General features: G+C 71.7%; 21 protein-coding genes. 14 read left to right on the plus strand and 7 right to left on the minus strand.

Annotated features, from left to right (window positions below):
- Positions 1-52 precede the first annotated feature (52 nt).
- On the minus strand, positions 53-1,327 hold the full coding sequence (locus ACZ4UV_RS02465; protein ID WP_451018377.1) for an extracellular solute-binding protein: 1,275 nt from the start codon (positions 1,325-1,327) through the stop codon (positions 53-55).
- Between the two features lie 383 nt (positions 1,328-1,710).
- Here ACZ4UV_RS02465 and ACZ4UV_RS02470 point away from each other — a divergent pair, with 383 nt between their 5' ends.
- Both ACZ4UV_RS02470 and ACZ4UV_RS02475 read left to right on the plus strand, forming a co-directional pair.
- Positions 1,711-2,733, plus strand: coding sequence for a LacI family DNA-binding transcriptional regulator (locus ACZ4UV_RS02470; protein WP_351491514.1), 1,023 nt, complete (start codon positions 1,711-1,713; stop codon positions 2,731-2,733).
- 82 nt (positions 2,734-2,815) lie between these two features.
- On the plus strand, positions 2,816-3,673 hold the full coding sequence (locus tag ACZ4UV_RS02475) for a phosphatase PAP2 family protein (protein WP_467835449.1): 858 nt from the start codon (positions 2,816-2,818) through the stop codon (positions 3,671-3,673).
- A gap of 122 nt (positions 3,674-3,795) precedes the next feature.
- Here ACZ4UV_RS02475 and ACZ4UV_RS02480 read toward each other — a convergent pair whose 3' ends face one another.
- On the minus strand, positions 3,796-5,376 hold the full coding sequence (locus ACZ4UV_RS02480; protein ID WP_467835451.1) for an amidohydrolase: 1,581 nt from the start codon (positions 5,374-5,376) through the stop codon (positions 3,796-3,798).
- 30 nt (positions 5,377-5,406) lie between these two features.
- Positions 5,407-6,858, minus strand: coding sequence for an APC family permease (locus ACZ4UV_RS02485; RefSeq protein WP_451018380.1), 1,452 nt, complete (start codon positions 6,856-6,858; stop codon positions 5,407-5,409).
- A gap of 179 nt (positions 6,859-7,037) precedes the next feature.
- Here ACZ4UV_RS02485 and ACZ4UV_RS02490 point away from each other — a divergent pair, with 179 nt between their 5' ends.
- The 3 genes from ACZ4UV_RS02490 (at position 7,038) to ACZ4UV_RS02500 (ending at position 9,625) form a co-directional block, all read left to right on the plus strand.
- Positions 7,038-7,643: a TetR/AcrR family transcriptional regulator gene (locus ACZ4UV_RS02490; RefSeq protein ID WP_451018381.1), complete on the plus strand. Its 606-nt coding sequence runs from the start codon at positions 7,038-7,040 to the stop codon at positions 7,641-7,643.
- 90 nt (positions 7,644-7,733) lie between these two features.
- On the plus strand, positions 7,734-8,447 hold the full coding sequence (locus tag ACZ4UV_RS02495) for a VanZ family protein (RefSeq protein ID WP_451018382.1): 714 nt from the start codon (positions 7,734-7,736) through the stop codon (positions 8,445-8,447).
- Positions 8,448-8,491: 44 nt separating this feature from the next.
- Positions 8,492-9,625 (plus strand): sensor histidine kinase, encoded by a 1,134-nt coding sequence (locus tag ACZ4UV_RS02500; RefSeq protein ID WP_467835453.1) that lies wholly within the window; start codon positions 8,492-8,494, stop codon positions 9,623-9,625.
- Here the strand turns inward: ACZ4UV_RS02500 and ACZ4UV_RS02505 are convergent.
- Positions 9,613-12,606: a bifunctional [glutamine synthetase] adenylyltransferase/[glutamine synthetase]-adenylyl-L-tyrosine phosphorylase gene (locus ACZ4UV_RS02505; RefSeq protein WP_467835455.1), complete on the minus strand. Its 2,994-nt coding sequence runs from the start codon at positions 12,604-12,606 to the stop codon at positions 9,613-9,615. The two genes, ACZ4UV_RS02500 and ACZ4UV_RS02505, sit on opposite strands and share 13 nt — an antisense overlap.
- A gap of 126 nt (positions 12,607-12,732) precedes the next feature.
- Here ACZ4UV_RS02505 and ACZ4UV_RS02510 point away from each other — a divergent pair, with 126 nt between their 5' ends.
- The 5 genes from ACZ4UV_RS02510 (at position 12,733) to ACZ4UV_RS02530 (ending at position 17,813) form a co-directional block, all read left to right on the plus strand.
- Complete coding sequence (locus ACZ4UV_RS02510; RefSeq protein WP_451018385.1) at positions 12,733-13,233, plus strand: pyridoxamine 5'-phosphate oxidase family protein; 501 nt, start codon at positions 12,733-12,735, stop codon at positions 13,231-13,233.
- Between the two features lie 161 nt (positions 13,234-13,394).
- Complete coding sequence (locus ACZ4UV_RS02515; RefSeq protein ID WP_351491604.1) at positions 13,395-14,267, plus strand: alkaline phosphatase family protein; 873 nt, start codon at positions 13,395-13,397, stop codon at positions 14,265-14,267.
- A 1-nt stretch (position 14,268) separates the two neighbouring features.
- Positions 14,269-15,543 (plus strand): MFS transporter, encoded by a 1,275-nt coding sequence (locus tag ACZ4UV_RS02520; RefSeq protein WP_451018386.1) that lies wholly within the window; start codon positions 14,269-14,271, stop codon positions 15,541-15,543.
- Entirely contained in the window at positions 15,540-16,559 is a 1,020-nt protein-coding gene (locus tag ACZ4UV_RS02525; protein ID WP_467835458.1) for a TolB family protein, read from the plus strand. Before ACZ4UV_RS02520 ends, ACZ4UV_RS02525 begins: the two co-directional genes overlap by 4 nt.
- Before the next feature lie 87 nt (positions 16,560-16,646).
- On the plus strand, positions 16,647-17,813 hold the full coding sequence (locus tag ACZ4UV_RS02530; protein ID WP_467835461.1) for a PP2C family protein-serine/threonine phosphatase: 1,167 nt from the start codon (positions 16,647-16,649) through the stop codon (positions 17,811-17,813).
- A gap of 43 nt (positions 17,814-17,856) precedes the next feature.
- Here the strand turns inward: ACZ4UV_RS02530 and ACZ4UV_RS02535 are convergent, their stop codons facing one another.
- Positions 17,857-19,218: a glutamine synthetase family protein gene (locus ACZ4UV_RS02535; protein WP_390037835.1), complete on the minus strand. Its 1,362-nt coding sequence runs from the start codon at positions 19,216-19,218 to the stop codon at positions 17,857-17,859.
- Positions 19,219-19,534: 316 nt separating this feature from the next.
- Between ACZ4UV_RS02535 and ACZ4UV_RS02540 the strand changes: the two genes are divergently transcribed.
- The gene (locus ACZ4UV_RS02540; RefSeq protein ID WP_467835465.1) at positions 19,535-20,734 is read left to right on the plus strand and encodes a globin domain-containing protein; all 1,200 of its coding nucleotides are present in this window, start codon (positions 19,535-19,537) and stop codon (positions 20,732-20,734) included.
- Between the two features lie 74 nt (positions 20,735-20,808).
- Here ACZ4UV_RS02540 and ACZ4UV_RS02545 read toward each other — a convergent pair whose 3' ends face one another.
- Positions 20,809-21,333, minus strand: a complete 525-nt coding sequence (locus ACZ4UV_RS02545) for a hypothetical protein (RefSeq protein ID WP_217560213.1) — start codon at positions 21,331-21,333, stop codon at positions 20,809-20,811.
- Positions 21,334-21,509: 176 nt separating this feature from the next.
- On the minus strand, positions 21,510-21,953 hold the full coding sequence (locus tag ACZ4UV_RS02550; RefSeq protein ID WP_351491550.1) for an Rrf2 family transcriptional regulator: 444 nt from the start codon (positions 21,951-21,953) through the stop codon (positions 21,510-21,512).
- Between the two features lie 169 nt (positions 21,954-22,122).
- Between ACZ4UV_RS02550 and ACZ4UV_RS02555 the strand changes: the two genes are divergently transcribed.
- The 3 genes from ACZ4UV_RS02555 (at position 22,123) to ACZ4UV_RS02565 (ending at position 25,692) form a co-directional block, all read left to right on the plus strand.
- On the plus strand, positions 22,123-22,794 hold the full coding sequence (locus tag ACZ4UV_RS02555; RefSeq protein ID WP_451018390.1) for a DUF3105 domain-containing protein: 672 nt from the start codon (positions 22,123-22,125) through the stop codon (positions 22,792-22,794).
- Position 22,795: 1 nt separating this feature from the next.
- Positions 22,796-23,431, plus strand: a complete 636-nt coding sequence (locus tag ACZ4UV_RS02560) for a DUF305 domain-containing protein (RefSeq protein ID WP_467835469.1) — start codon at positions 22,796-22,798, stop codon at positions 23,429-23,431.
- 296 nt (positions 23,432-23,727) lie between these two features.
- The gene (locus ACZ4UV_RS02565; RefSeq protein WP_467835472.1) at positions 23,728-25,692 is read left to right on the plus strand and encodes a S53 family peptidase; all 1,965 of its coding nucleotides are present in this window, start codon (positions 23,728-23,730) and stop codon (positions 25,690-25,692) included.
- Positions 25,693-25,694: the final 2 nt, after the last annotated feature.

Genomic DNA, 25,694 nt, shown 5'->3' on the forward strand with positions numbered 1-25,694 from the left:
GCCGCCGGAGCACTCCCCCCTGAACGGGGGCGCTCCGGCGGCCGGCCGGCGCTTACTTGCTGAAGTCGGGGACGAGCTTCTCGATCCCGAGTTCGGCGGTGCTCAGGCCCTTGTCCAGGGACTCCTTGCCGCCGGCGACCTTGGTCAGCTCGGTGCCGACCGGGCCCCACAGGGAGGAGTACTCGGCGAGCGCCGGGCGCGGCTGGGCGGAGGAGAGGACGGCCTGGTAGCCGGCGATGCCCGGGTCGGCCTTGACCTGGGCGGTGTAGGCGTCGGAGCGGGTCGGCAGGGTGGAGTTCTTCAGGGCGATCTCCGTCTGGGTCTTCGCGGAGGTCATGAAGGCGACGAACTTCTCGGCCGCGGCCTGGTGGGCCTTGTCCGAGCCGGCGTAGACCGACAGGTTGTGGCCGCCGGTCGGGGCGCCCGCCTTGCCGGTGGAGCCGGCCGGGACGGTGGCGATGCCGAGGTTGGACTTGTCGCTGAACGCGGAGCCCTTGTAGAAGTTGGTGATCTCCCAGGGGCCCTCGATGGTCATGGCGACCTTGCCGTTGACGAAGGCGTCCTGGCGGTGGGCGTAGGCGTCGGCGGTGACGTCCGCCTTGTGCAGGCCCTTGCCGGAGTAGAGGTCCAGCCAGGTCTGGTAGCCCTTCTTGGCGGCCGCCGAGGCGATGGTGATCTTCTTGGCGGAGGCGTCGACCATGTCGGTGCCCTCGCCGTAGAGGAAGGGCTGCGTGTAGTACGCGGCCTCGGGACCCCAGTAGCCGGTGGTCTTGGCCTTGTCCTGGATCTTGGCGGCGTCGGCCTTGACCTCGTCCCAGCTGGTGGGGGCCGCGGTGATGCCGGCCTTCTTGAAGAGCGCCTTGTTGTATACGAGGGCGAGGGTGTCGGTGACCAGCGGGACGCCGTAGGTCTTGCCCTCGTACTGGGCCTGGGTGATCAGGCTGGACTGGAACTTGTCCTTGTCGGCGAGGGCGGCGGTGCCGTCCAGCGGCACGAAGTAGCCGGCCTTGGCGAAGGCGGGGGTCCAGCCGACCTCGGAGCGCAGTACGTCGGGGGCGCCCTTGCCGGACTGGGCGGCCGTGTCGAACTTGTTCTGCGCCTGGTCGAACTGGACGTCGACGTAGTTGACCTTGATGTCCTTGTTCGCGGCTTCGAACTCCTTGACCAAGGCCTTGTACGTCGGCGACTCGTTGGTGGCGTTGGAGGTGTCCCACCAGGTGATGGTGACCGGGCCGTCCGACTTGCTGTCGCTGTCGCTCCCGCCGCACGCCGTCGCCGTGAGGGCGAGGGACGCCACCAGCGCGGAGGCCGCTATGCCACGCCGCATGAGTTCTCCTTGAGGGTTAAGCCCGAGTGATGCGGGGGTGGTCCCGTCCACCGTCCCGCTGTCGTGCCGACTGCGCCGTTGCTGCGGCGGCCGGGCGTCAGGGAACGTAACAGCGATGTAAGCCTTGCGAAAGACCTTGCAGCAAAAAAGTGCAAGAGATCTCCGAAGTTATCCGGGCGTGACCTGTCGGCGACCGCCGTGAGACGCTTGTTTACGGGGGTAGAGCGCTGCGGCGGCCACTTGTGCAAGACTCTGCAAGCTCTTGCCGTCATGTTTCAGTAGGGAGTGCGATGACGCAGCAGCCCGGAACGGGCCGCCCCCCAGGCCGCATCAGGCGCCCGATCGGTGTGCAAGGGGACATACGGCCGGTACAGTCCAGTGCCGTGACCACACGGCTTGCCGACATCGCAGCGCAGGCGGGGGTGAGCGAGGCGACGGTGAGCCGGGTCCTGAACGGGAAGCCGGGCGTCGCCGCCACCACCCGCCAGTCCGTGCTCGCCGCCCTGGACGTCCTCGGGTACGAGCGTCCGGTACGGCTGCGGCAGCGCAGCGAGGGCCTGGTGGGCCTGATCACGCCCGAGCTGGAGAACCCGATATTCCCGGCGCTTGCGCAGGTCATCGGGCAGGCGCTGACCCGGCAGGGCTACACCCCCGTGCTCGCCACCCAGACCCCGGGCGGGTCCACGGAGGACGAGCTGACCGAGATGCTGGTGGACCGCGGGGTCGCGGGCATCATCTACGTCTCCGGGCTCCACGCCGACACGACGGCCGACATGCAGCGCTACGAGCGGCTGCGGGCGCAGGGCGTGCCGTACGTCCTGGTGGACGGTTTCTCGCCGAAGGTGCAGGCGCCGTTCATCTCCCCCGACGACCGGGCCGCGATGACCCTGGCCGTCACCCACCTCGTCTCCCTCGGCCACACCCGCGTCGGCCTCGCCCTCGGCCCGAAGCGGTTCGTCCCCGTGCAGCGCAAGATCGAGGGGTTCGTGCGGGCGGTGCAGGACCAGCTGGGCCTGCCGGCGGCCACGATCGAGTCCGAACTGGTCCAGCACTCGCTCTACACCCTGGAGGGCGGCCAGGCGGCCACCACGGCGCTCATCGACCGGGGCTGCACGGCGATCGTGTGCGCCAGCGACATGATGGCGCTCGGCGCGATACGGGCGGCCCGGCAGCGCGGCCTCGACGTCCCCCGGGACGTCTCCGTGGTCGGCTTCGACGACTCCCCCCTCATCGCGTTCACCGATCCCCCTCTCACCACCATCCGCAAGCCGGTCCCGGCGATGGGCCAGGCGGCGGTGCGCACCCTGCTGGAGGAGATCGGCGGCACCCCGGCTCCGCACAGCGAGTTCGTTTTCATGCCGGAATTGGTGGTACGCGGTTCCACGGCGGCAGTACCCGGGAAGTAGTCGCCCTGCCGTAGAACGTGCACCGTGAACCCAACCTTGGGATGATCTGTCGACAACGTCTTTTCTGGCAGACTCTGTGCCTATGAGTGACTCGACCGTGACAGAGCCGGAAGGTCGCGCACCACAGACCCTTCCGCGGACCGTCACGGGCGAGGGAGAACAGGGACTCCTACGGCGGTTGCGCACCCCGCGCCGGCCCCGGCTCTGGTTCGAGGTCCTGCTGATCGCGGTGAGTTACTGGACCTACTCGCTGATCCGCAACGCGGTCCCGGAGCAGAAGGCGCAGGCGCTGCGCAACGCCGACTGGATCTGGACGGCCGAGCGACACCTGGGGATCGCCGTCGAGGAGTCGGTCAATCGCGCCGTGAACTCGGTGGACTGGCTGATCATCGGCATGAACTACTACTACGCGACGCTGCACTTCGTCGTGACGCTGGGCGTACTGGTGTGGCTCTACCGCAGCCACCCCGGCCGCTACGCGGCGGCCCGCCTGGCCCTCTTCGCCACCACCGGGGTGGCCCTCCTCGGCTACTACCTGTTCCCGCTCGCCCCGCCCCGCCTGATGAGCGACGGCCGCTTCGTCGACACGGTGACGGTCCACCACACCTGGGGCTCGATGGCCTCCGGCGACCTGAAACACATGTCCAACCAGTACGCCGCGATGCCGTCCATGCACATCGGCTGGTCGCTGTGGTGCGGCCTGACGATCTTCGCCCTGGCCTCGGTCCCCTGGGTCCGGCTCCTCGGCCTCCTCTACCCCACGGCCACCCTCCTCGTCATCGTCGCCACCGCCAACCACTTCTGGCTGGACGCGGTGGGCGGCGCCCTCTGCCTGACCTTCGGCTTCGCGGTGGCCCGCCTCTGGTACGGCACCCTGCCGCACGCCCTGCCCCGACAGCCGACGGGAACGACTCTGCTGCGCAGCCCTGCGAGCGGCTGAGCCGGCGCCCTGCGGGCGACCGGGACCGGCTTGGGTCCGCACCCCTTTCGTCCGCCGCGACGGCGCCCCACCAGGACGGCGGTGACCGGCGGTGCCGGGCCCCGCTCAGCCCACCCGGACGCCTACCGCTCTCCCCGGTGGACCACATGGCCGCCGGTCACCGTCAGCCGTACCGGGGCCTCTGTCAGTTCGTCCGACGCGGACTCGACGGGGTCCAGGGCGAGCGCCGTCAGGTCGGCGCGGTAGCCGAGCGCGATGCGGCCTGCGACGGCCGCCTCGCCCGCTGCCCGGGCCGCGTGGCTCGTGCAGCCCTCCAGGGCCTCCAGGGCGGTCAGGCCCGGGCCCGACGCGGCGCCGCGTGGTGCGCGGGCCGTCGCCAGGACGGCGCGTACGTCGTAGTGGGCGATGGGCCAGTCCGAGCCGAGGGCGACCGTCGCGCCCGCGTCGCGGAGGTCGCGCAGGCGCCAGGCGTGTCCGGCGCGGTCGGCACCCAGCCGGCGCGACCACTCGTCGGTGCCGTCGGCCCGGGTGTACGCCGTGTGCGGCGGCTGCATGGACGCAGCCACCCCCAGCTCCGCGAAGCGAGGGAGCAGCGCGTCCGGAGCCGTCTCGATGTGCTCGACGCGATGCCGGCCGGCCGCGCCGGGGCCCAGCCCCGCCACCACGTCCAGGACATGCCGTACCGCCGCGTCCCCGATCGCGTGCGTGGCCGTGCGCACCCCGGCCGCGTGCAGGTGCCGTACGGCGGCCGCGTACGCCTCGGGGTCCGGCCAGAACGCCTCCGTGCCCTGCCCGTGGCAGTCCGCGTGCTCCAGCCAGGCGGTGCCCCCTTCCACCGTGCCGTCCATGAAGAACTTCACCCCGTCGACCGTCCAGTGCCGCCCGCCCCGCCCCTGGGCCGCGACCAGTTCCGCCAGCCCGGCCTCGTCGACCCCCGGCATGCACCAGGGGGCGAAGCGGAGCCGCAGCGGGAGCACGGTCTCCTCGGCCACCGCCCCGACCAGCTCCGCGTCGCCCGCGTCCATGACGTGCGCCCCGGTCAGCCCGGTGGCCGCCATCGCGGCGAGCAGCTCGACGAGGCGGGCTCGGCGGGCCGCGTACGAGGGGCGGGGCATCGCCCGCTCGACCAGCTGCATCGCCGCGTGCTCGACGAGATGCCCGGTGGGACGGCCCTCGGGGTCGCAGACGACCTCCGACCGCTGGGCGAAGGCCCGCGCGCCCGTGACCCCGGCCGCAGCGAGCGCCGCGCCGCTGGCCAGGGCGGAGTGGCCGTCGTAGAGCCGGAGGAAGGCGGGCGCGCCGCCGAGTACGTCCTCGACGAGCGCGCGGTCGACGCGCCGTCCCTCGAACGCGTTGTGGTCGAGGCCGAAGCCGACCACCCAGCCGCCGGTCCGTTCGGCCCCGGACAGGGCCGCCCGCAGACCCGCCAGGTCGCGGACGCCCGACAGGTCGGCGCCGGTCGCCATGTCCAGGCCCCACACCGGGTGGCTGTGCGCGTCCACCAGGCCGGGCACCAGGTGCGCGCCGTCCAGCGCCACGACCTCGGTGCCCGGCCCCCGCCAGTCGCGTACGTCCCGCTCGTCGCCGACGGCGGCGATCACCCCGTCGCGCACGGCGACGGCGGTGGCGTACGGCCGGGCGGGGTCGAGGGTGCGGACCTCGGCGCCGGTCAGGATCAGGTCGGGGGCGGCGGTGGCGGTCATGGTGCGGTGGAACTCCTTTGTTCGGCAGGGCTATTCGGTCGGTTCGGACGCGAAGTCCGCGTACACCTCGGGCCGTTCGCGGCGCAGCCACCACGCGAGGCCCAGGCCCGCGACGAAGACGGCGGGCGCGATGACGATCAGCAGGGTGTTGACCGTGCTCGACGCGCCGGTGAACAGGTCGATGTGCGTGATGACGAGCCCTATCGCGGTGGCGAGGAGGACGGCGGCGACGGTCGGGGCGACCACGGTGCGCAGGGTGCCCTCCTCGTGCCGTACCCGGCGGAAGTAGCAGGGCACCGCGATGGCGGCGAGCAGCTGGAGCGCGAAAAGGCCGATCATTCCCGGGGTGTTGACCCACAGCAGCAGCTGGTCGTACGGGTCGGCGCCCGCCGCCCAGAAGCCGAGCACGACCAGGAAGCCGAGGACGGTCTGGGCGGCACCGGCCAGGTACGGGGAGCGGTGGCGCGGGTGGATCGTGCCCAGTGCCCTGGGCAGCACGCCCTCCTCGGCGAGGGCGAGGGCGTAGCGGTTGATCGCGTTGTGGAAGGCGAGGAGCGAGGCGATGATGCTGGTCACGATGAAGACGTGCATCAGGTCGGCCGCCCAGCCGCCCACGTAGGTGGTGATGGCGGTGAAGAAGAGCCCGCCGGGGTCCTTGGCGGCGGCCGCGATGACGTCCTGGTTCCCGAAGGCCTGGATGATGATCCACACCATGAAGGCGTAGAAGAGGCCGAGGAACGCGACGGCCACGTAGGTGGCGCGCGGGACGGTGCGGTCGGGGTCGCGGGCCTCGCGGCGGTAGATGACGGTCGACTCGAAGCCGGTGAAGGCGGCGAAGGCGAAGGCCAGGACGACGGCCGTACCGGAGACGAACACGTGGTGCGGGGCGAAGGAGGCGGCCGACAGGCCGTGCGCGCCGCCCTTCACCAGTACCCCGCCGGCGAGCAGGACGAGGATGCCGGTCTCGGCGACCAGCAGCACGCCGAGCAGTTTGGCGCCGAACTCGATGGAGCGGTAGCCGCCGTAGCCGATGAGGAGGAGACCGGCGAGGGCGATCGGCAGCCAGGGGACGTCGAGGCCGAACAGGGCTTTGGCGGTGTCCCGCCCTGCGCTGCCGAGCAGGCCGTAGACGCCGATCTCCATGCCGTTGTAGCCGACGAGGGCGAGCAGCGCCGCGCCGATGCCGACGGGGCGGCCGAGGCCGCGGGTGATGTACGCGTAGAAGGCGCCGCCGCTCCTGACGTGCCGGCTCATGGTGGTGAAGCCGACGGCGAAGACGGCGAGGGTGATGCCGGCGATGAGGTAGCCGGCCGGGGCGCCGATGCCGCCGAGCAGGACGGCGAGGGGGGCGACGCCGGCCATCACGGTGAGCGGGGCGGCGGCGGAGATGACGAAGAAGGCGATGTCGGCGGTGCCGAGCGAGCCGGAGCGGAGCGTGGCCACGGCGGGTGGCGTGCTCTCCTCACGAGCGGTGACGGACATGGGGAGGGAGCCCTTCGAGCGCGACGGACGGGAGGGTTCCGGGCGTGCGGGATGACCGGCGCTACCAGGGCAGGAGCTGCCCCGGACCCGTAAATCTAAAGCCTTTCGGTTTTGGCAATGTAGCCTCCTCCTGGACATCCGGGAAGACCCGTTTCACACCCCTGGGGGAGAACACGCACATGGGACGGCCGCGCACCCCGCTCCTCGACCGGGAGCGGATCACCACGACCGCGCTGCAACTCGTGGACGAGCAGGGCGACTTCAGCGTCCCGCAGATCGCGAAGCGGCTCGGCACCCAGGCCGGTTCGCTGTATCACCATGTGGACGGCCGGGACGGCATCGTCGAGCTGCTGCGCGAACGGGTCGCGGCCGCGATCGACCCGGCGACCCTGGACCTGTCCCCCTGGGACACCGCCGTGCAGTCCTGGGCCCGCTCCTACCGGGCCGCGTTCGCCGCCCACCCGCGGACGATCCCGCTCCTGATGACCTCGCCGGTGCGGGCGCCCCGGGTCCTGGAGCAGTACGAGCGGGCGGTCACGGTACTGCTGGACGCGGGCTTCGCCCCGGCGGACGTGATGCCCCTGCTGATCGCCCTGGAGAACCTGGTGCTCGGCTCGGCGCTGGACCTGGCGGCCCCGGAGACGATGTGGGAGCTGACGGACCGGACACCGACCCCGCACCTGGCACGGGCCCTGGCGGCGGTGGGGGACGGCAGGGCGGACCGCGCCTTCGAGGTGGGCCTGACGGGCCTCATGAACCACGCCCGGACCCTGCTTCCGCGCTGACCTCCTGCTCCAGCGGATGCTCTAGCAGGTTCCGTGTATCGCGGGCGTATCGAAAAACGCATACGCCGCGGCAACGGCCCGCCGGGTCCCATGAAGGGCGTGAACCACAACGCAACCCCGTCAGCACCTTTCCGCCGCGCGCGCCGGATCGTGCTCCCCGGCCTGGCGCTCCTCTTCACGGCGGGCGCCCTGTTCGTCCTGCGGCGACCGCTCATGATGTCCGCCCCGAGGTGCATGGCCGGGCAGTGGCACGGCTGCTTCGACACGTTCAACGGCGTGGTGCTCATGACGCTGGTCACGCTGCCGCTCGCCGCGCTGGTGGCGTGGGCGCTGGCGCACCGCCGGCGGGCCGCCGGTGTCCCGTGGGCGTGGCGGACGTCGCTGGCCGAGGTGGGCATGGTGCACGGGACGGTGCCGTTCGTGTGGCTGACCATGATGCCGGGCGAGGGGGCCGGCACCGCGCCCGCCCGGGTGAGTCTCGTGCCGTTCCGGGACCTGGTCACGATGGGGACGCTCGGGATCGCCGGCAACCTGCTGGTCTTCGCGTCGCTGGGGTTCTTCGCCCCGGTGCGGTTCGCGGCGCTGGCGTCCGTGCCGCGGATCCTGGCGCTCGGGGCGGGCTGCTCGGCCCTGGTGGAGACCGCGCAGTACGTCCTGCGCCTGGACCGGGTGTCCTCCGTGGACGACGTCCTGGTCAACACCGCCGGCGCCCTGCTGGCCGGGCTGGCGTCGCACCCCTGGTGGCGCACGCCGGCACCGGCGCCGTCGGACCGGCCGAGCCGCGCGCTGACGCCGACGGGATGAGTCACCTGCCGCCCGTGTCTCGTCCTGCCTACGCTGGGGGCACCGTGAACAGACGCCCGAACCACAGCGCCCGACTGAAGCTCACCCTCAGCTACGCCGGATTCCTGCTCGTCGCCGGGGTTCTCCTGCTGGCCGTGATGTGGGTGTTCGTGCTGCGCTGGCTGCCGAACGAAGACGCCACGTCCATCCAGAAGAGGTTCGGCGCCGTGATCATCACCGGGCCCAGGCGCACCGACCTCCTGAACGGCTTCGCCCCCGCCGCGGCCACGGCACTGGCCTTTCTCCTCCTCTTCGGCCTGCTGGGCGGCTGGATCCTCGCCGGCCGGATGCTCTCGCCCCTCGCCCGGATCGCGTCCGCGGCGCGGCTGGCCTCGAGCGGATCGCTCTCCCACCGGATCCGTATGACGGGCCCCAGGGACGAGTTCCGGGAACTCGCCGACGTGTTCGACACCATGCTCGAGCGGCTGGAGTCCCACGTCGCCGAACAGCAGCGGTTCGCCGCGAACGCCTCCCACGAACTGCGCACCCCGCTGGCCGTCTCCCGCACGCTCCTCGAAGCCGCCCGCAACGACCCCACGCGGGACCGGGGCGAACTCATCGAACGCCTGCGCACCGTCAACACGCGGGCGATCGACCTCACCGAGGCCCTTCTGCTGCTCAGCCGGGCCGACGGCAGGAGCTTCACCCGCGAGCCCGTCGACCTCTCCCTCGTCGCCGAGGAAGCCGCCGAGACGCTGCTTCCCCTCGCCGAGAAGCGCCGGATCACGCTCGACGTCACCGGGGAGCCGGCACACGCCGTGGGCTCCCCGGCGCTGATCCTGCGGATGGTGACGAACCTCGTCCAGAACGCCGTCGTCCACAACCTCGCCGCCGGCGGCACCGTGACGGTCCACACCGAACGGCAGCACGACACGAGCGTGCTGCAGGTCGAGAACACGGGCCGTCCGCTCCCGCCGGAACTGCTGCCGACCCTCACCGAACCCTTCCAGCGCGGCACCGAACGCGTCCGCACCGACGAGCACGCCGGCGTCGGCCTCGGGCTGGCCATCGTGCACAGCGTCGTCCGGGCGCACGACGGCACCCTCGGCCTCGTGCCCCGCCCCGCAGGGGGTCTCCTCGTCACCGTCCGGCTTCCCGCCCCCCGCGGAACGGCCGCCAAGCCCGGTCAGGCCCCGTAGAAGAGCTCCTCCACGACGGCCCGGGCCCTGCGCGTGGTACGCCGGTACGCGTCGAGCATGTCCCCGGCGTGCCCGTCCCCGTACCCCAGGTACCGCCCCACGGCGGCCAGTTCCCGGCTCTCGGTGGGGAACGTGTCGCCGGCCCGCCCCCGCACCAGCATCACGGCGTTGCGCACCCGCGTCGCCAGCACCCAGGCCTCGTCGAGTATCGCGGCCTCCTCGGTCCCCAGCAGCCCGGCCGCCTGTGCCGCGGCCAGCGCCTCCCGGGTCCGGGTGGTGCGCAGCCCGGGCTCGGCCCACCCGTGCCGCAGCTGGAGCAGCTGCACGGTCCACTCCACGTCGGAGAGCCCGCCCGGCCCGAGCTTGGTGTGCAGCTTCGGGTCGGCGCCGCGCGGCAGCCGCTCGGACTCCATCCGGGCCTTCAGCCGCCGGATCTCGCGCACCGCGTCCTCACCGAGCCCCTCCGCCGGGTACCGCAGCGGGTCGACCAGCTCGATGAACCGGCGCCCCAGCTCCTCGTCCCCGGCGACCGGTTCGGCGCGCAGCAGGGCCTGCGACTCCCACACCAGCGACCAGCGTCGGTAGTACGCCTCGTAGGAGTTCAGCGTCCGCACCAGCGGCCCGGACCTGCCCTCGGGGCGCAGGTCCGCGTCGATGAGCAACGGCGGGTCGGCGCTGGGGATCTGGAGCAGCCGGCGCATCTCGGCGACGACCTTGCCCGCCGCGTCGGCGGCCTCCCGTTCGGCCACGCCCTCCCGCGGCTCGTGCACGAAGACGACGTCGGCGTCGGAGCCGTAGCCCAGCTCGTGGCCCCCGAACCGGCCCATGCCGATCACGACGAACCGGGTCGGCAGGGTGTCCCCCCAGCCGTCCCGGACCACCGCGCGCAGGGTCCCCGCCAGCGTGGCCGCCGTCAGGTCGGAGACCGCGCCGCCGACCCGGTCGACCAGGGCGCCCTGGTCGGGCTCGACGGGCTTGGTCTCGGTGCCGTAGGAGTCCACGATGTCGGCGGCGGCCGTCCGGAACAGCTCACGGCGGCGCACGCCGCGCGCCGCCCGTACCCCGTCCTCGGCGTTGTCGGCACGGCCGACGGCGGCGAGGATCTCCTGCTCCAGCTGGGCCCGGCCGCGCGGCTCCAGGCCGCCCCCGTCGCCGTCGCCCAGCAGGGCCACCGCTTCCGGGGCGCGCATCAGCAGGTCGGGGGCGAGACGGCCGGCGGACAGCACGCGTGCGAGGTTCTCGGCGGCGGCGCCCTCGTCCCTGAGCAGCCGCAGGTACCAGGGGGTCTTGCCGAGGGCGTCGGAGACCTTGCGGAAGTTCAGCAGGCCCGCGTCCGGGTCCGCGGAGTCGGCGAACCAGCCCAGCAGGACCGGCAGCAGGGTGCGCTGGATGGCGGCCTTGCGGGTGACGCCGGAGGCGAGGGCCTCCAGGTGGCGCAGCGCGGCGGCGGGGTCGGCGTAGCCGAGGGCCTCAAGACGTTCCCGGGCGGCTTCCGCACTCAACCGGGCCTCGCCGGGGGCGAGTTGGGCGACGGCGTCGAGCAGCGGGCGGTAGAAGAGCTTCTCGTGCAGGCGCCGTACGACGCCGGTGTGCTGCTTCCACTCGCGGATCAGCTCGGTCACCGGGTCGGTGCGCAGGCCGAGCGAGCGGCCGAGGCGACGCAGGTCGGCCTCGTCCTCGGGGACCAGGTGGGTGCGGCGCAGCCGGTACAGCTGGATGCGGTGCTCCATGGAGCGCAGGAAGCGGTAGGCGTCGTCGAGCTGGACGGCGTCGGCGCGGCCCACGTAGCCGCCGGCGGCGAGGGCCTGGAGGGCGTCGAGGGTGGTGCCGGAGCGCAGCGTGGCGTCGGTGCGGCCGTGCACCAACTGGAGGAGCTGGACCGCGAATTCGACGTCCCTGAGGCCTCCCGGGCCGAGCTTCAGCTCGCGGTCGATCTCGGCGGCCGGGATGTTCTCCACCACGCGCCGGCGCATCTTCTGCACGTCGGCGACGAAGTTGTCGCGCTCGGCGGCCTTCCAGACCATGGGTGCGAGCGCGGCGACGTACTCCTGCCCGAGGCCGGGGTCGCCGGCGACCGGGCGGGCCTTGAGCAGGGCCTGGAACTCCCAGGTCTTGGCCCAGCGCTGGTAGTAGGCGAGGTGGCTGCTGAGGGTGCGCACGAGGGGGCCGTTGCGGCCCTCGGGGCGGAGGTTGGCGTCGACGGGCCAGATCGACCCCTCCACGGTGGTCTCGGAGCAGATCCGCATCATGTGCGAGGCGAGCTTGGTGGCGGACCGCAGCGCCTTGGCCTCGTCGGCCCCCTCCGCGGCCTCGCCGACGAAGATGACGTCGACGTCGGAGACGTAGTTCAGCTCGTGGCCGCCGCACTTGCCCATGGCGATCACCGCGAGCCGGCAGGCGGCGGCGTCCCCGGGCGCGGCGGCCTCGGCGAGGGTGAGGGCGGCGCGCAGGGTGGCGGTGGCGAGGTCGGCGAGTTCGGCGGCGGTCTGGGCGACGTCCGTCGTGCCGCACACGTCCCGGGCGGCGATGGACAGCAGGCAGCGGCGGTAGGCGACGCGCAGGGCGACCGGGTCGGCGGCCTCGGCGAGCCCGCGTTCGAACTCCGCGACGCCCGGGTGCAGGTCGCGGGGCTCGTAGGTGACCAGGGCCTCCCAGTCGCGCGGGTGCCGGGCGAGGTGGTCGGCGAGGGCGGCGGAGGCGCCGAGGACGCCCAGCAGGCGGTCCCGAAGCGGCTTGGCCGCTATCAGGGTGTCGAGCAGCTCGCGGCGGGCGGTGGGGCCCGGCTGGGCCTCCAGGAGCCGTACCAGGCCGTGCAGGGCGAGGTCGGGGTCGGCGGTGGCGCCCAGGGCTTCGAGGAGCACCGGGTCGTCGCGTACGGCGGCCAGTTCGGCGCTGTCCAGCAGCCGCTCGGCGGCCGAGGCATCGGTGAAGCCGTGCCGCAGCAGCCGCGTGAAGGTACTGCTCCTGCGCCCCGGCGTCATGTGCGGCCTCCCCTTGGGATCACGATCATGCTGGCCAGACGAGCCTAACCGCAGAGGCTGTCACGGGCGCCGATGAGTTTCGCGCGGGATCGTGGTCTGTACGGGCAGACGACCACGGGAGGCGTCATGCGTGAACCCCAGGGCGTACTGGACGCCCGCTACAGCAGCGAGGGCACCTCGGCCCACGACTGGTCGGAGGCGGAGAAGGTCCTGACGGAGTCCGAGCTGTTCTGGATCTCGACGGTACGCCCGGACGGGCGCCCGCATGTCACCCCGCTGCTCGCGGTGTGGCACGACGGCGCCCTGCACTTCGGCACCGGCCCGGGCGAACGCAAGGCGGCGAACCTCGCCGGGAACCCGCACGTCGTCCTGACGACCGGCACCAACGGCTGGACCGACGGGTACGACGTGACGGTCGAGGGCGAGGCGGTGCGGGTCACGGACGACGACCGGCTGCGGGAGCTGGCGGCGGCCTGGGAGGCGAAGTACGGCCGGTTCTGGCACTACGAGGTCGCCGACGGCTGCTTCCACCACGGCCCGGGGCGGGCCCTGGTCTTCGCCGTGCGGCCGCGCAAGGTCCTCGGTTTCGGCAAGGGCGAGCCGTTCAGCCAGACGAAGTGGGAGTAGTGCACCGGGTCCAGTAGTTCACCCGCTCTTCATCCCCCTGGCCGGGTCCGGTGGGGCGAGGGATTATTGGCGTGTGCATGCTCAGTCCGCACCGCCACCCCCACCCCCTCCTTTCCCCAGCACCGGAGGTTGATGTGTCCGGCAGTTCCGCACGTTCCGGGATGCTGCGCCGCACCCGTACGGCGGTGGCGTCCGCCACCGCCTTCACCGCGGCCGCCATCGGCCTGTGGACCGGGCTCGGCGGCACGTCCGCGCACGCCGCGAGTGCCGTACCGACCCCGGACCACGTGATCGTCGTGGTCTTCGAGAACCACGCCTACAGCCAGGTCATCGGCTCCTCCAGCGCCCCGTACATCAACTCGCTGGCGACCGGCGGCGCCAACCTGACCCAGATGTACGCGGAGACCCACCCGAGCCAGCCCAACTACTTCGCCCTGTTCTCCGGCTCCACCCAGGGCATCACCGACGACAGCTGCTACACCGCGGGCTTCTCCTCGGCGGCGAACCTGGCCTCCGAGCAGCTCGCGGCCGGCCGCACCTGGGCCAGCTACAACGAGACCCTGCCCAGCCAGGGCTCGACCACGTGCAGCAGCGGCAACTACGCGCGCAAGCACAACCCGTGGTTCGGCTTCAGCAACGTGCCGACCTCGACCGCAAAGACGTTCGCCCAGTTCCCGACCGACTACTCCACCCTCCCCCAGCTGTCCTTCGTGACCCCCAACCTGTGCAGCGACATGCACGACTGCTCGGTGTCCACCGGTGACACCTGGCTGAAGAACAACCTGGGCGCGTACGCCACCTGGGCGAAGACCCACAACAGCCTCCTCGTCGTCACCATGGACGAGGACAACCGCCTGGCCGGCAACCGCATCCCGACGGTCCTGTACGGCCAGCCGGTCACCGCGGGCTCGACCTCGTCCACCACCTACGACCACTACGACCTGCTGCGCACCCTGGAGGACAGCCAGGGCCTGAGCGCGCACGCGGGCAACGCGGCGTCCTCGTCCGACATCACCGGGATCTGGGCGTCCTGACGTGTACGTAGCGGACAGCCGCGCGAGCACTCCGACGACGGCGTCCGTGGAAGGTACCGCCCGGCCCTCGCGGGCCGGGCGGTACCGCACCACGATCGCGCCCACCGTCCTCGCCCTCGGCACGGTCAGCCTGGTCACCGACGTGTCCTCGGAGATGGTCACGGCGGTCCTCCCGCTGTACCTGGTGGCGGGCCTCGGCCTGTCCCCGCTGGGCTTCGGCCTCCTCGACGGCGTCTACAACGGCTTCTCGGCGGTCGTACGCCTGGTCGGCGGCCACCTGGCCGACCGCGGCGGCGGCCGCCACAAGTGGGTGGCGGGCGCGGGCTACGCCCTCTCCGCCCTCTGCAAACCCCTGCTGCTGATCGCCCACACCCTCACCCCCATCGGCCTGATCCTGGCGGCCGACCGCACCGGCAAGGGCCTGCGCACGGCTCCCCGGGACGCCCTGATCTCGCTCTCCAGCACCCCGGAGACCCGGGGCCGCGCCTTCGGCGTGCACCGCGCCATGGACACGGCGGGCGCCCTGCTCGGCCCCCTGGCCGCGTTCCTCATCCTCCGGGCGACCGTGGACGGCTACGACGCGGTCTTCACGGTGAGCTTCTGCGTGGCGGTGCTGGGCGTGCTGGTCCTGGTCCTGTTCGTGCCGGGCGGCGGCCGTACCGGGGCGGCCGCATCCGCCGCACGCCCCACCCTGCGCGCGGCACTCGGCCTCCTGTCCCACCGCGACCTGCGCCGCATCACCGTCTGCGCCCTCCTCCTGGGCCTCGCGACGGTGAGCGACTCCTTCGTCTACCTGCTGCTGCAACGCCGGCTCGGCGTACCGGACCGCTGGTTCGCCCTCCTCCCCCTCGGCACCGCCGCCGCGTTCCTCCTGCTGGCCGTCCCGCTGGGCCGCCTGGCCGACCGCCGGGGCCGCTGGCGCGTCTTCCTGGCCGGCCACGGCGCCCTGCTCCTGACCTACGCCCTGCTGCTCACGTCCTGGCACGGCACGGCGCTGCCCTACGCGGTGCTGGCCCTGCACGGCACGTTCTACGCGGCGACCGACGGCGTCCTGATGGCGGCCGCCTCCGACAGCGTCCCCGAGGCGCTGCGCTCGTCGGGCCTGGCGCTCGTGCAGACCGGCCAGGCGGGGGCGCGGTTCGCCTGCTCGCTGGGGTTCGGGGCGGCGTGGACGCTGTGGGGCGACCGTACGGCGCTGAGCGTGTCGGCGGTGGCCCTGGCGGTGTGCGCGGCGTACGCCCTCACCCTGCGCCCCTTCCGGAAGGCCGCCGCATGACCCTGCGCTCCCGCCTCCTGATCCTCCTGTCGGCACTCGCGGTGCTGGCGGCCGTGGCCCTGGCCTCCGTCCTGCACGCCTCCGCCCGGGCGGAACGCCGCGACCACACCCAGGCGGGCGGCCCGAAGGTCACCCCGGGCACGGTGACCCTCACGGCCCCCGGCCGCATGGTCTTCCGCAACATGGCCTGGGGCCCGCACCGCGACGAGCTGACCACGGTCCCCGCCGCCGCCCCCTCCGGCCCGCGCACCGCCTCCGGCGTGAAATGCCTCCGCTTCTACGCCGCCGCGGGCACCGGCGTCTGCCTCCAGGCGGTCCACGGCCCGGTCTCGGACACGTACCGGGCCCTGATCCTGGACGCCCACCTGAAGGAACGGGCCCACTACGACGTCCCGGGCATCCCGTCCCGCGCCCGCGTCTCCCCCACCGGCCACTACGCGGCCTGGACGGCTTTCGTGGGCGGCGACTCCTACGCGGGCACGAACTTCTCGACCCGCACGGCGATCGCCGACACCCGCACCGGCGCCCTGATCCCCTCCCTGGAGGAGTTCCACATCGTCAGGGACGGCCGTCCCTACCGGTCCGCGGACGTCAACTTCTGGGGCGTGACGTTCGCCTCCGACGACAACACCTTCTACGCGACCCTGGCGACGAAGGGTTCGACCTACCTGGTCCGGGGCGACCTGCGGACCCGCACGGTCACCACCCTCCACCCGAACGTGGAATGCCCGTCCCTCTCCCCCGACGGCACCCGCATCGCGTACAAGAAGCGGGTGAAGGGCCTGCCGAAGGACGCACCCTGGCACCTGTACGTCCTCGACCTCCGGACGATGCGCGAAACCCCGCTCGCCGAGACCCGCAGCGTCGACGACCAGGCCGTGTGGAAGGACCGGCACACCCTCGTCTACGCCCTGCCGGGCGACTACGGGGCGGACCTGTACCAGATCCCGGCGGACGGCACGGGGAAGGCGCGGCGGATCAGCGTCTCGGCGGTGTCGCCCGCGTTCGTGGGCTGACCCCAGTCCGGAATAACGGGAATGGGGGACATACGACCATGGGTTGGTGGTTGCAGGAAGAGCAGCAGACGAGCACCGGAGCACGACGTGAGCGCTGCCACCACCACGACATCCGCGGTCGAGACCCTGCGGGCCTGGCGCCGTTACGCGCCGGGGCCGCTGCGGCTCACGGGACCGCTCCTGCTGATCGTCGCGATCCCGGTGGCCGACTGGTTCCTGCCGCCGGACATCCACCTCGCCCATCTCCTCGTCGTCGCCGTGGCGGTCACCGCGGTCGGCAGCGGGCCGCGCGCCACGGCGCTGATCGGGGCGCTGGCGGTCCTCGCACTGGTCAGCGCCGGCCTGGAACGACGGACCCTGACCACCGAGAGCGTTCTCGTCGAACTCGCCGCCCTCCTCGCCGTATGCGTGTTCCTCGTTCTCTTCACCCGGCTGCGGGGCCGTCGGGAGCGGGAACTCGTCCGGGTGCGCTCGGTGTCCGACGCGGCACAGCGGGTCGTCCTGCGGCCGTTGCCGAAGCAGGCCGGTCCCGTCACGCTCGCCTCGCACTACCGCAGCGCCGAAGCGGACACGGCCGTCGGCGGCGACCTGTACGCCGCCGCCCGGATCCCCGGCTGCACACGGCTGCTCATCGGGGACGTCCGGGGCAAGGGGTTCTCCTCGATCAGCGACACGGCGATCGTGCTGGGCGCCTTCCGCGCCGCCGCACACCGCCGGATCCCGCTGCCGGAACTGGTCGCCTACATCGAGGACGCCGTCCGCTGGGGACTCTCCGAGTTCTCGGAGCCGGACGAGGACGCGGCCGAGCGCTTCGTGACCGCCGCCGTCATGGACATCCCGGACGACGAGCCCGTGGTGCACCTGATCAGCTGCGGCCACCCGCCACCGCTCCTGCTGCGCGGCCACACCAGGTCGGCGCTGGCGCTGACGGTCCCCGAGCCGTCGCCCCCGCTCGGCCTCGGCGTCTGGCCCGCCGACGTGGACTGCGCGGAGAGCGCGGGCGGCTGCTACACGCCGGCGACCTTCCCGTTCGAGTACGGCCACAGGCTGGTCCTGTACACGGACGGCGTCACCGAGGCCCGGAACGCGGACGGCGACTTCTATCCGCTCGCCGAACGTGCCACCGCCTGGGCGGACCAGGCGCCCGCCCCGCTCGTCGAGCAGCTCGCCGCCGACGTCCGCGCGTACACGGGCGGCCGGCTGGACGACGACATGGCCTTGGTCGTCCTCCAGCGCGACCGCACGGCGTCCTGACCAGCGGGAGGACCCCGACCGCGACTACCTTGGCTGCCTGCCCCTACAGCACCGGCAGGTTCTTCCGCAGCTCGAACGCGGTGACCTCGCTGCGGTACTCCTCCCACTCCTGGCGCTTGTTGCGCAGGAAGAAGTCGAAGACGTGTTCGCCGAGGGTGTCGGCGACCAGGTCGCTGTTCTCCATCAGGGTGAGGGCCTCGCCGAGGTTCTGCGGGAGCGGTTCGATGCCCATGGCGCGGCGCTCGGCGTTGGAGAGGGCCCAGACGTCGTCCTCGGCGCCCGGCGGGAGCTCGTAGCCCTCCTCGATGCCCTTGAGGCCGGCGGCCAGCAGGACGGCGTAGGCCAGGTACGGGTTGGCGCCGGAGTCGAGGGAGCGGACCTCGACGCGCGCCGAGCCGGTCTTGCCCGGCTTGTACATCGGGACGCGGACGAGGGCGCTGCGGTTGTTGTGGCCCCAGCAGATGTAGGACGGGGCCTCGCCGCCCGCGCCGGCCGTGCGCTCGGAGCCGCCCCAGATGCGCTTGTAGGAGTTCACCCACTGGTTGGTGACCGCGGAGATCTCGGCGGCGTGCTTCAGCAGGCCCGCGATGAACGAGCGGCCGACCTTGGAGAGCTGGAACTCCGCGCCCGACTCGTAGAACGCGTTGCGGTCGCCCTCGAAGAGGGACAGGTGGGTGTGCATGCCGGAGCCGGGGTGCTCGGAGAACGGCTTCGGCATGAAGGTCGCCTGCACCCCCTGCTCCAGCGCCACCTGCTTCATGACCAGCCGGAACGTCATGATGTTGTCGGCCGTGGAGAGCGCGTCGGCGTAGCGCAGGTCGATCTCCTGCTGGCCGGGGGCGCCCTCGTGGTGGGAGAACTCGACCGAGATGCCCATCGACTCCAGCATGGTGATCGCCTGGCGGCGGAAGTCCATGCCGACGTTGGTGGGCGTGTGGTCGAAGTAGCCCGAGTTGTCGGCCGGGGTGGGGCGGGAGCCGTCCATCGGACGGTCCTTCAGGAGGAAGAACTCGATCTCGGGGTGGGTGTAGAAGGTGAAGCCGAGGTCGGAGGTGCGGGCCAGGGCGCGCTTGAGGACGTACCGGGGGTCCGCGAAGGACGGGGAGCCGTCCGGCATGAGGATGTCGCAGAACATGCGGGCGGTGCCGGGGGCCTCGGCGCGCCACGGGAGGACCTGGAAGGTGGACGGGTCCGGCTTGGCGATCATGTCGGACTCGTAGACGCGGGCGAAGCCCTCGATGGCGGAGCCGTCGAAGCCGATGCCCTCGTCGAAGGCCTGTTCAAGCTCGGCCGGGGCCACGGCGACGGACTTGAGGAAGCCCAGCACGTCCGTGAACCACAGGCGTACGAACCGGATGTCGCGCTCCTCCAAGGTCCGGAGCACGAACTCCTGCTGCTTGTCCATCTTCCGCTTCCCCATCCTTGCTGGTCAGGCCGCCTGTCTTCCTGTCCCGCAGGAGGCGGTCGGGCACCTGAGCATCACACCACAACAGCATTTCACGCGCGTTGCGCACCTTGATCGCCCGAGCGACCTCGGCCTGAACGGCTCTCGTACGGCAGGTGTCCTGCCCTGCCGCCCATCTTGCCTGCTCGCACCGGCATCCGTAATGCCCGATCCGGATCCGGAGTGACCGACGACACGGCTCCTAAATTTGAATCTGAGATGCAAGTTTTAATAGCGTCGAGGTGTCGAACCGTTCGGCGAGCCACAAGGAGCCCCGATGCTGTCCGAGCCGTCAGCCGCCACCGTCCGCGCCACCCTCCCCGCCGTCGGCGCGGCCATCGGCGAGATCACCGAGCGTTTCTACGCCCGGCTCTTCGCCGCCCACCCCGAGCTGCTGCGCGACCTCTTCAACCGCGGCAACCAGGCCGCCGGCACCCAGCGGCAGGCCCTCGCCGGTTCCATCGCCGCGTTCGCCACCCATCTGCTGGACCGTCCGGACCAGCGCCCCGACGCGATGCTGGGCCGTATCGCCCACAAGCACGCCTCCCTCGGGGTCACCCCCGAGCAGTACGCGGTCGTCCACGAGCACCTGTTCGCCGCCATCGTCGAGGTGCTGGGCGAGGCCGTCACCCTCGAGGTGGCGGCGGCCTGGGACGAGGTCTACTGGCTGATGGCCAACGCACTGATCGCCATCGAGAAGCGGCTGCACGAGGAGAGCGGGGCCACCGGCTTCCGGCCCTGGGAGGTCGTCGGACGGGTGGCGGAGACGGCCGACGTCGTGACCTTCCGGGTGCGGCCCGCCGACGGTGGGCCGGTGCGCGGCTTCCGGGCCGGGCAGTACGTCTCCGTGGGCGTCACCCTCCCCGACGGCGCCCGCCAGATACGCCAGTACAGCCTCTCCGGCGCCCCGGACGACTCGGTCCGCCAGTTCAGCGTCAAGCGCGTGCCCGGCGACCCCCGCGGTACGGCACCCGAGGGCGAGGTCTCCAACCACCTGCACGCGCGCGTGCGCGAAGGGGACGTCCTGGAGCTGTCGGAGCCGTACGGCGACCTCGTCCTGGGCGATGCCGCCGACCGGCCCCTCCTCCTCGCCTCCGCCGGCATCGGCGTCACCCCGATGGTGGCGATGCTCGCCGCGCTCTCGGCCGACGGCCACCGCGCCCCGGTCACCGTCGTGCACGGCGACCGCTCCCCCGCCGACCACGCCCTGCGGACCGACCACACGGCGTACGCGGCCAAGCTCCCGGACGCCGCCGTGCACGTCTTCTACGAGCGCGACGCCGAGCCGGGCACCCGCACCGGCCTGGTGGACCTCACCGACGTCGACGTCGCGCCCGGCACGCGCGCGTACCTGTGCGGCCCCCTCCCCTTCATGCGCGCCGTCCGCACCCAGCTCCTCGCCAAGGGCGTGGCCCCGGCCGACATCCACTACGAGGTCTTCGGTCCGGACCTGTGGCTGGCGGCGGCCGCGGCCTGATCCGCGGGGCAGGAGCCGAGAAGGGCCGGCCACCCCCGGAGGAGGTGGCCGGCCCTTGCGCCGGGCGGACGGGATCAGCTCAGGCCGAGGTCCGACAGCGCGGTCGTCCAGTCCGTGACGATCGCGTCCTGGGCGTCGGCGAGGGTGACCGTGCCGGCGCAGACGGCCTTCTTGAGCTTGTTCTCGACGGTGTCCTTGTTGGCGGCGGTCTTGGTGCCGTACTCCGGCTCGGGCCAGAGGTTGAGCTCGCTCTTGGGGGCACCGCCGAGCTCGAGGGGGACGAAGTGGTCCTCCTCGTAGTCCGAGGTGCTGGTGTCCGTGTAGCCGTACTCGACGATCTGCTTTTTCTTCAGCGCGGTGGTGTAGGAACTGGACGGCCGGACGGTCGCGGTCCACCCGGAGACGCAGATGGTGGAGTCGATGGTGGACTGGGTGACGTCCGGGTTGAAGTCACCGGGCTGGCAGCTGGGGTCGGGGAGGGGGAGGTAGTCCTGGCTGCAGCTCTGCGCGTGCGCGGTGCCGGCGGCGACCGTGAGGCCGGCGGCGGCCAGGGCGAGGGAGGAGAGGGCGGTGACCAGGGAGCGGGATATTCGGGGCATGGGGGATCTCCCGGTGGGGTGCCCGGCAGGAGTTCCGGGCGGTCGTGAGCATGACAGCACCGGGATCATCTATGCGGGTAGAGCCCTTTGTCGGTAGCGGAGATCCCTTTGTTGAATGTTTGAACAGGGTGGGGCTTACGCAGGGCAAGCCATGGCCCGCGCTTGGTTGCGGACCTCTAAACCGCCCTCGGCCCCTTGGAGATACCGAGCAGCAACGGCCCCGTCGGCTCCGCCACCATGTCCGCCACCGTCACCGGGTCCAGCGCCGCGAAGAACGCCTCCTGGGCCCGGCGCAGGGCCCCCCGCAGCCGGCAGCCGGAGTTGAGGGGGCATGGTGTGGCCCCCTCGCAGTCCACCACGTCGCCCTCGCCCTCGAAGGTGCGCACCAGCGCCCCCACCGAAGCGCTGCGGCCCTTCCCGGTCAGCGTCAGCCCGCCGCCCCGGCCGCGCCGGGCGTCGACGAGGCCCATGTGCTGCAGTTCGGCGACCACCTTCGCGGCGTGCGTGTACGGCACGTCCATGTCACCGGCGACCTCGCGGGTCGTGGGGCTGGCGTCGCCCGCGACGGCGAGCCGCATCAGCAGGCGTAGGGCCAGGTCGGTGGAGCGCAGCAGCCGCATACCGGTCAGGGTAGGTAATACGCATCCGTCATTCAAATTATCGGTTTCCTGTCGGATCCCGGGTCTTTACAGGACTTTCCTGTGCCCTGCCTACGGCCGACCCCATCTCCCCCATTACGATCAGCGAGCCCCACCGTCCACGTCTCTTTCCCCCAGAAGGACACATCCCATGGGTTCCGCGAAGAAGAGCAGCAACGCCGAGCGCAAGGCGCGCATAGAGGAGATGCGGCGGGCGGAGCGTGCCCGCGAGCGCCGTAACCGGATCCTGACCATCGCCGCGAGCACGGTGGTCGTGGCCGGTCTCGTCGTCGGCGGTGTGGTGCTCGTCAACTCGCAGTCGGGCAAGAGCGACAGCGCGAGCGACGCGAAGGGCGACTCCGGGGACTCCGGGCACTTCGTCACCGGCAGCGACGGCGTGCGGACCTGGACGGGCAAGCTCTCCCGCACCCACGTCACGGGGACCGTGAAGTACCCGATGCACCCGCCGGTCGGCGGCAACCACAACCCGGTGTGGCTCAACTGCAACGGCAACGTCTACACCAAGGCCGTGAAGGACGAGAACGCCGTGCACGCCCTCGAACACGGCGCGGTCTGGGTGACGTACACCGACAAGGCGAGCAAGTCCGACGTGGACAAGCTGGCGGCGAAGGTGAAGCAGACGCCGTACTCGCTGATGAGCCCGTACGCGGACCAGACCTCGCCGATCGAGCTGTCGGCGTGGGGGCACCAGCTGAGCGTGACGAGCGCGGACGACCCGAAGGTCGGCACGTTCTTCGAGACGTACGTGCAGGGCAAGCAGACCCCGGAGCCGGGGGCCTCCTGCACGGGCGGGACGATGTGACGTGAGGAAGCACATCGGCTGGATCGCCGGGACCGCCGCGGCGGTGCTCGTCGCGGCCGGCGCGATCACCTACGCGGTCGCCGAGGACGGCGACGGCGGTGGCGGCGGCCTGAAGGTCCCGAGCGCGGACGGGGCGGACGCGGGGTTCGCGCGGGACATGGCGGTCCACCACCAGCAGGCCGTGGAGATGTCGTACATCATCCGCGACCGCACGAAGAACACGGAAGTACGGCGGCTCGCCTACGACATCGCGCAGACGCAGGCCAACCAGCGCGGCATGCTGCTGGGCTGGCTGGACCTGTGGGACCTGCCGAAGGTGTCGGCGAAGCCGCCGATGTCCTGGATGGGCATGGGTGACATGCCCGAGCGCGGGGACGGTTCGCTGATGCCGGGCATGGCGACCGACACCGAGCTGAAGAAGCTGGGGACCCTGAACGGCAAACAGGCGGAGGTCTTCTACCTCCAGCTGATGACGGACCATCACAAGGGCGGCATCCACATGGCCGAGGGGTGTGTGGCCAGGTGCACCGTCGCGGTGGAGAAGAGCCTCGCCCAGGGCATGGTCGACGCGCAGCAGTCGGAGCTGACGGCGATGAAGCAGATGCTGACGGAGCGGGGCGCGAAGCCGCGCGCCTGAGCGGTCTCCAACACGCCTTACAAGTCGGGGGATTTGTCGACTTAACGGCACCGCAAGCATTCAACAACAATCGCAACCGATCTGTAATGTTCTGCGCGCCGCCGAAAGTGGACCAAAAGCCCCTAATCAACGCCCACTTGGGACTTCCTTGGGTTTCTCATTCCCCTGGCATGAACAGTTCACCGAAAGAGTGACGTCCACCGTGTGATCCATTCACGGGCCGTTCCGCCGCAGGCCTCCTGGTGACCACGGACGACCGACCACTCCATGCGTCGAACCGCATAGCAGGGGGCAGTATGAGATCCAACCGTGCCAAGGTGCGGGCCAGCGTGAGCATGGCAGCGACACTGCCGATGATCGCCGGCGCGCTCGCACTCGGCATACCCGCGGCGCACGCCGCGGACAGCCCGGCCCGTGACAGCCTGAAGGGCACCAAGCCCACCTGGGCCACGGCCAAGGCGGACAAGGGCGCCACCTCGAACAGCGCGCAGGTCAAGGCCCGGGTCTACCTGGCCGGCCAGGACGCCAAGGGCCTCGCGGCCTACGCGAAGGCCGTGTCCGACCCCAGCTCGCCGCTCTACGGCAAGTACCTCAGCGCCAAGCAGGTCCAGGCCCGCTACGGCGCCACCAAGGCCCAGGTGAAGGCCGTCAAGTCCTGGCTGACCGCGTCCGGCCTGAAGGTCACCGAGGTCACCCAGCACTACATCGCCGTCTCCGGCGACGTGTCCGCCGCCGAGAAGGCGTTCGGCACCCAGCTGCACAACTACGCCAAGGGCTCCAAGACCTACCGCGCCCCGGCGCAGACCGCGTCCGTGCCGGCCTCCGTCAGCGACGCCGTCCTGACCGTCACCGGCCTGGACAACGCGCCGCACAAGGCCACCCACGACGACACGCTGCCGCCCCCGGCCACCGTGTTCAAGAACTCCGGGCCGTTCTCGTCGTACTACGGCTCGAACACCGCGAGCACGCTGCCGGACGCGTACGGCACGAAGATCCCGTACGCCGTCCAGGGCTACACCGGCAAGCAGCTGCGGGCCGCCTACGGCGCCGGCAGCTACACCGGCAAGCACGTGCGCGTCGCGATCACCGACGCGTTCGCCTCGCCGACCATCGCCTTCGACGCCGGCACCTACGCCAAGGCGCACGGCGACGCCGCATGGAAGACGAGCCAGCTGCACCAGGTGCTGCCGGCGAACTACACGAACACCGGCGCCGACGAGTGCGACGCCTCCGGCTGGTACGGCGAGGAGACCCTCGACGTCGAGGCCGTGCACGCGGTCGCGCCGGACGCCGACGTCACCTACGTGGGCGCCGCGTCCTGCATGGACAACGACCTCCTCGACGCCCTCAGCAAGGTGGTCGACAACCACCTGGCCGACATCGTCTCCAACTCCTGGGGCGACATCGAGGCGAACGAGACCCCGGACGTCGCGGCCGCCTACGACCAGGTCTTCCAGCTGGGCGCGGTCCAGGGCATCGGCTTCTACTTCTCCTCCGGTGACAACGGCGACGAGGTCGCCAACACCGGTACGAAGCAGGTCGACACCCCGGCCAACTCCGCCTGGGTGACGGCGGTCGGCGGTACCTCCCTCGCCGTCGGCAAGGGCGACACGTACCTGTGGGAGACCGGCTGGGGCACCGAGAAGGCCTCGCTGTCCACCGACGGCAAGAGCTGGACCAACTTCCCCGGCGCGTTCACCTCGGGCGCGGGCGGCGGCACCAGCAAGACGGTCGGTGAGCCGTACTACCAGAAGAACGTCGTTCCGAAGGCCCTGGCCACGGCCAACAGCGCCGGCGGCAACCGGGTCGTCCCGGACATCTCGGCGATCGCCGACCCCAACACGGGCTTCAAGGTCGGCCAGACCCAGACCCAGGCGGACGGCACCGAGGCGTACAGCGAGTACCGCATCGGCGGCACCTCGCTGGCCGCGCCGGTGATCGCGGCGGTCCAGGCCCTCGCCCAGGAGGCGCGCGGCGGTCAGGCGATCGGCTTCGCCAACCCGCTGATCTACTCCAAGTACGGCACCAAGGCCTACCACGACGTCACCGACAACCCGACCGGCAAGGGCCTCGCGGTCGCCCGCGTCGACTTCGCCAACGGCTACGACGCCACCAACGGCCTGCTGACCTCGGTCCGCAGCCTCGGCAAGGACAGCTCCCTGTCCGCGGTCAAGGGCTACGACGACGTCACCGGCGTCGGCACCCCGGCGGGCGGCTACGTCGCGTCGTACAAGCCGACGAAGGCACACCGCAAGCACTGACC

The organism is Streptomyces sp. NPDC028289 (genome assembly GCF_055565975.1).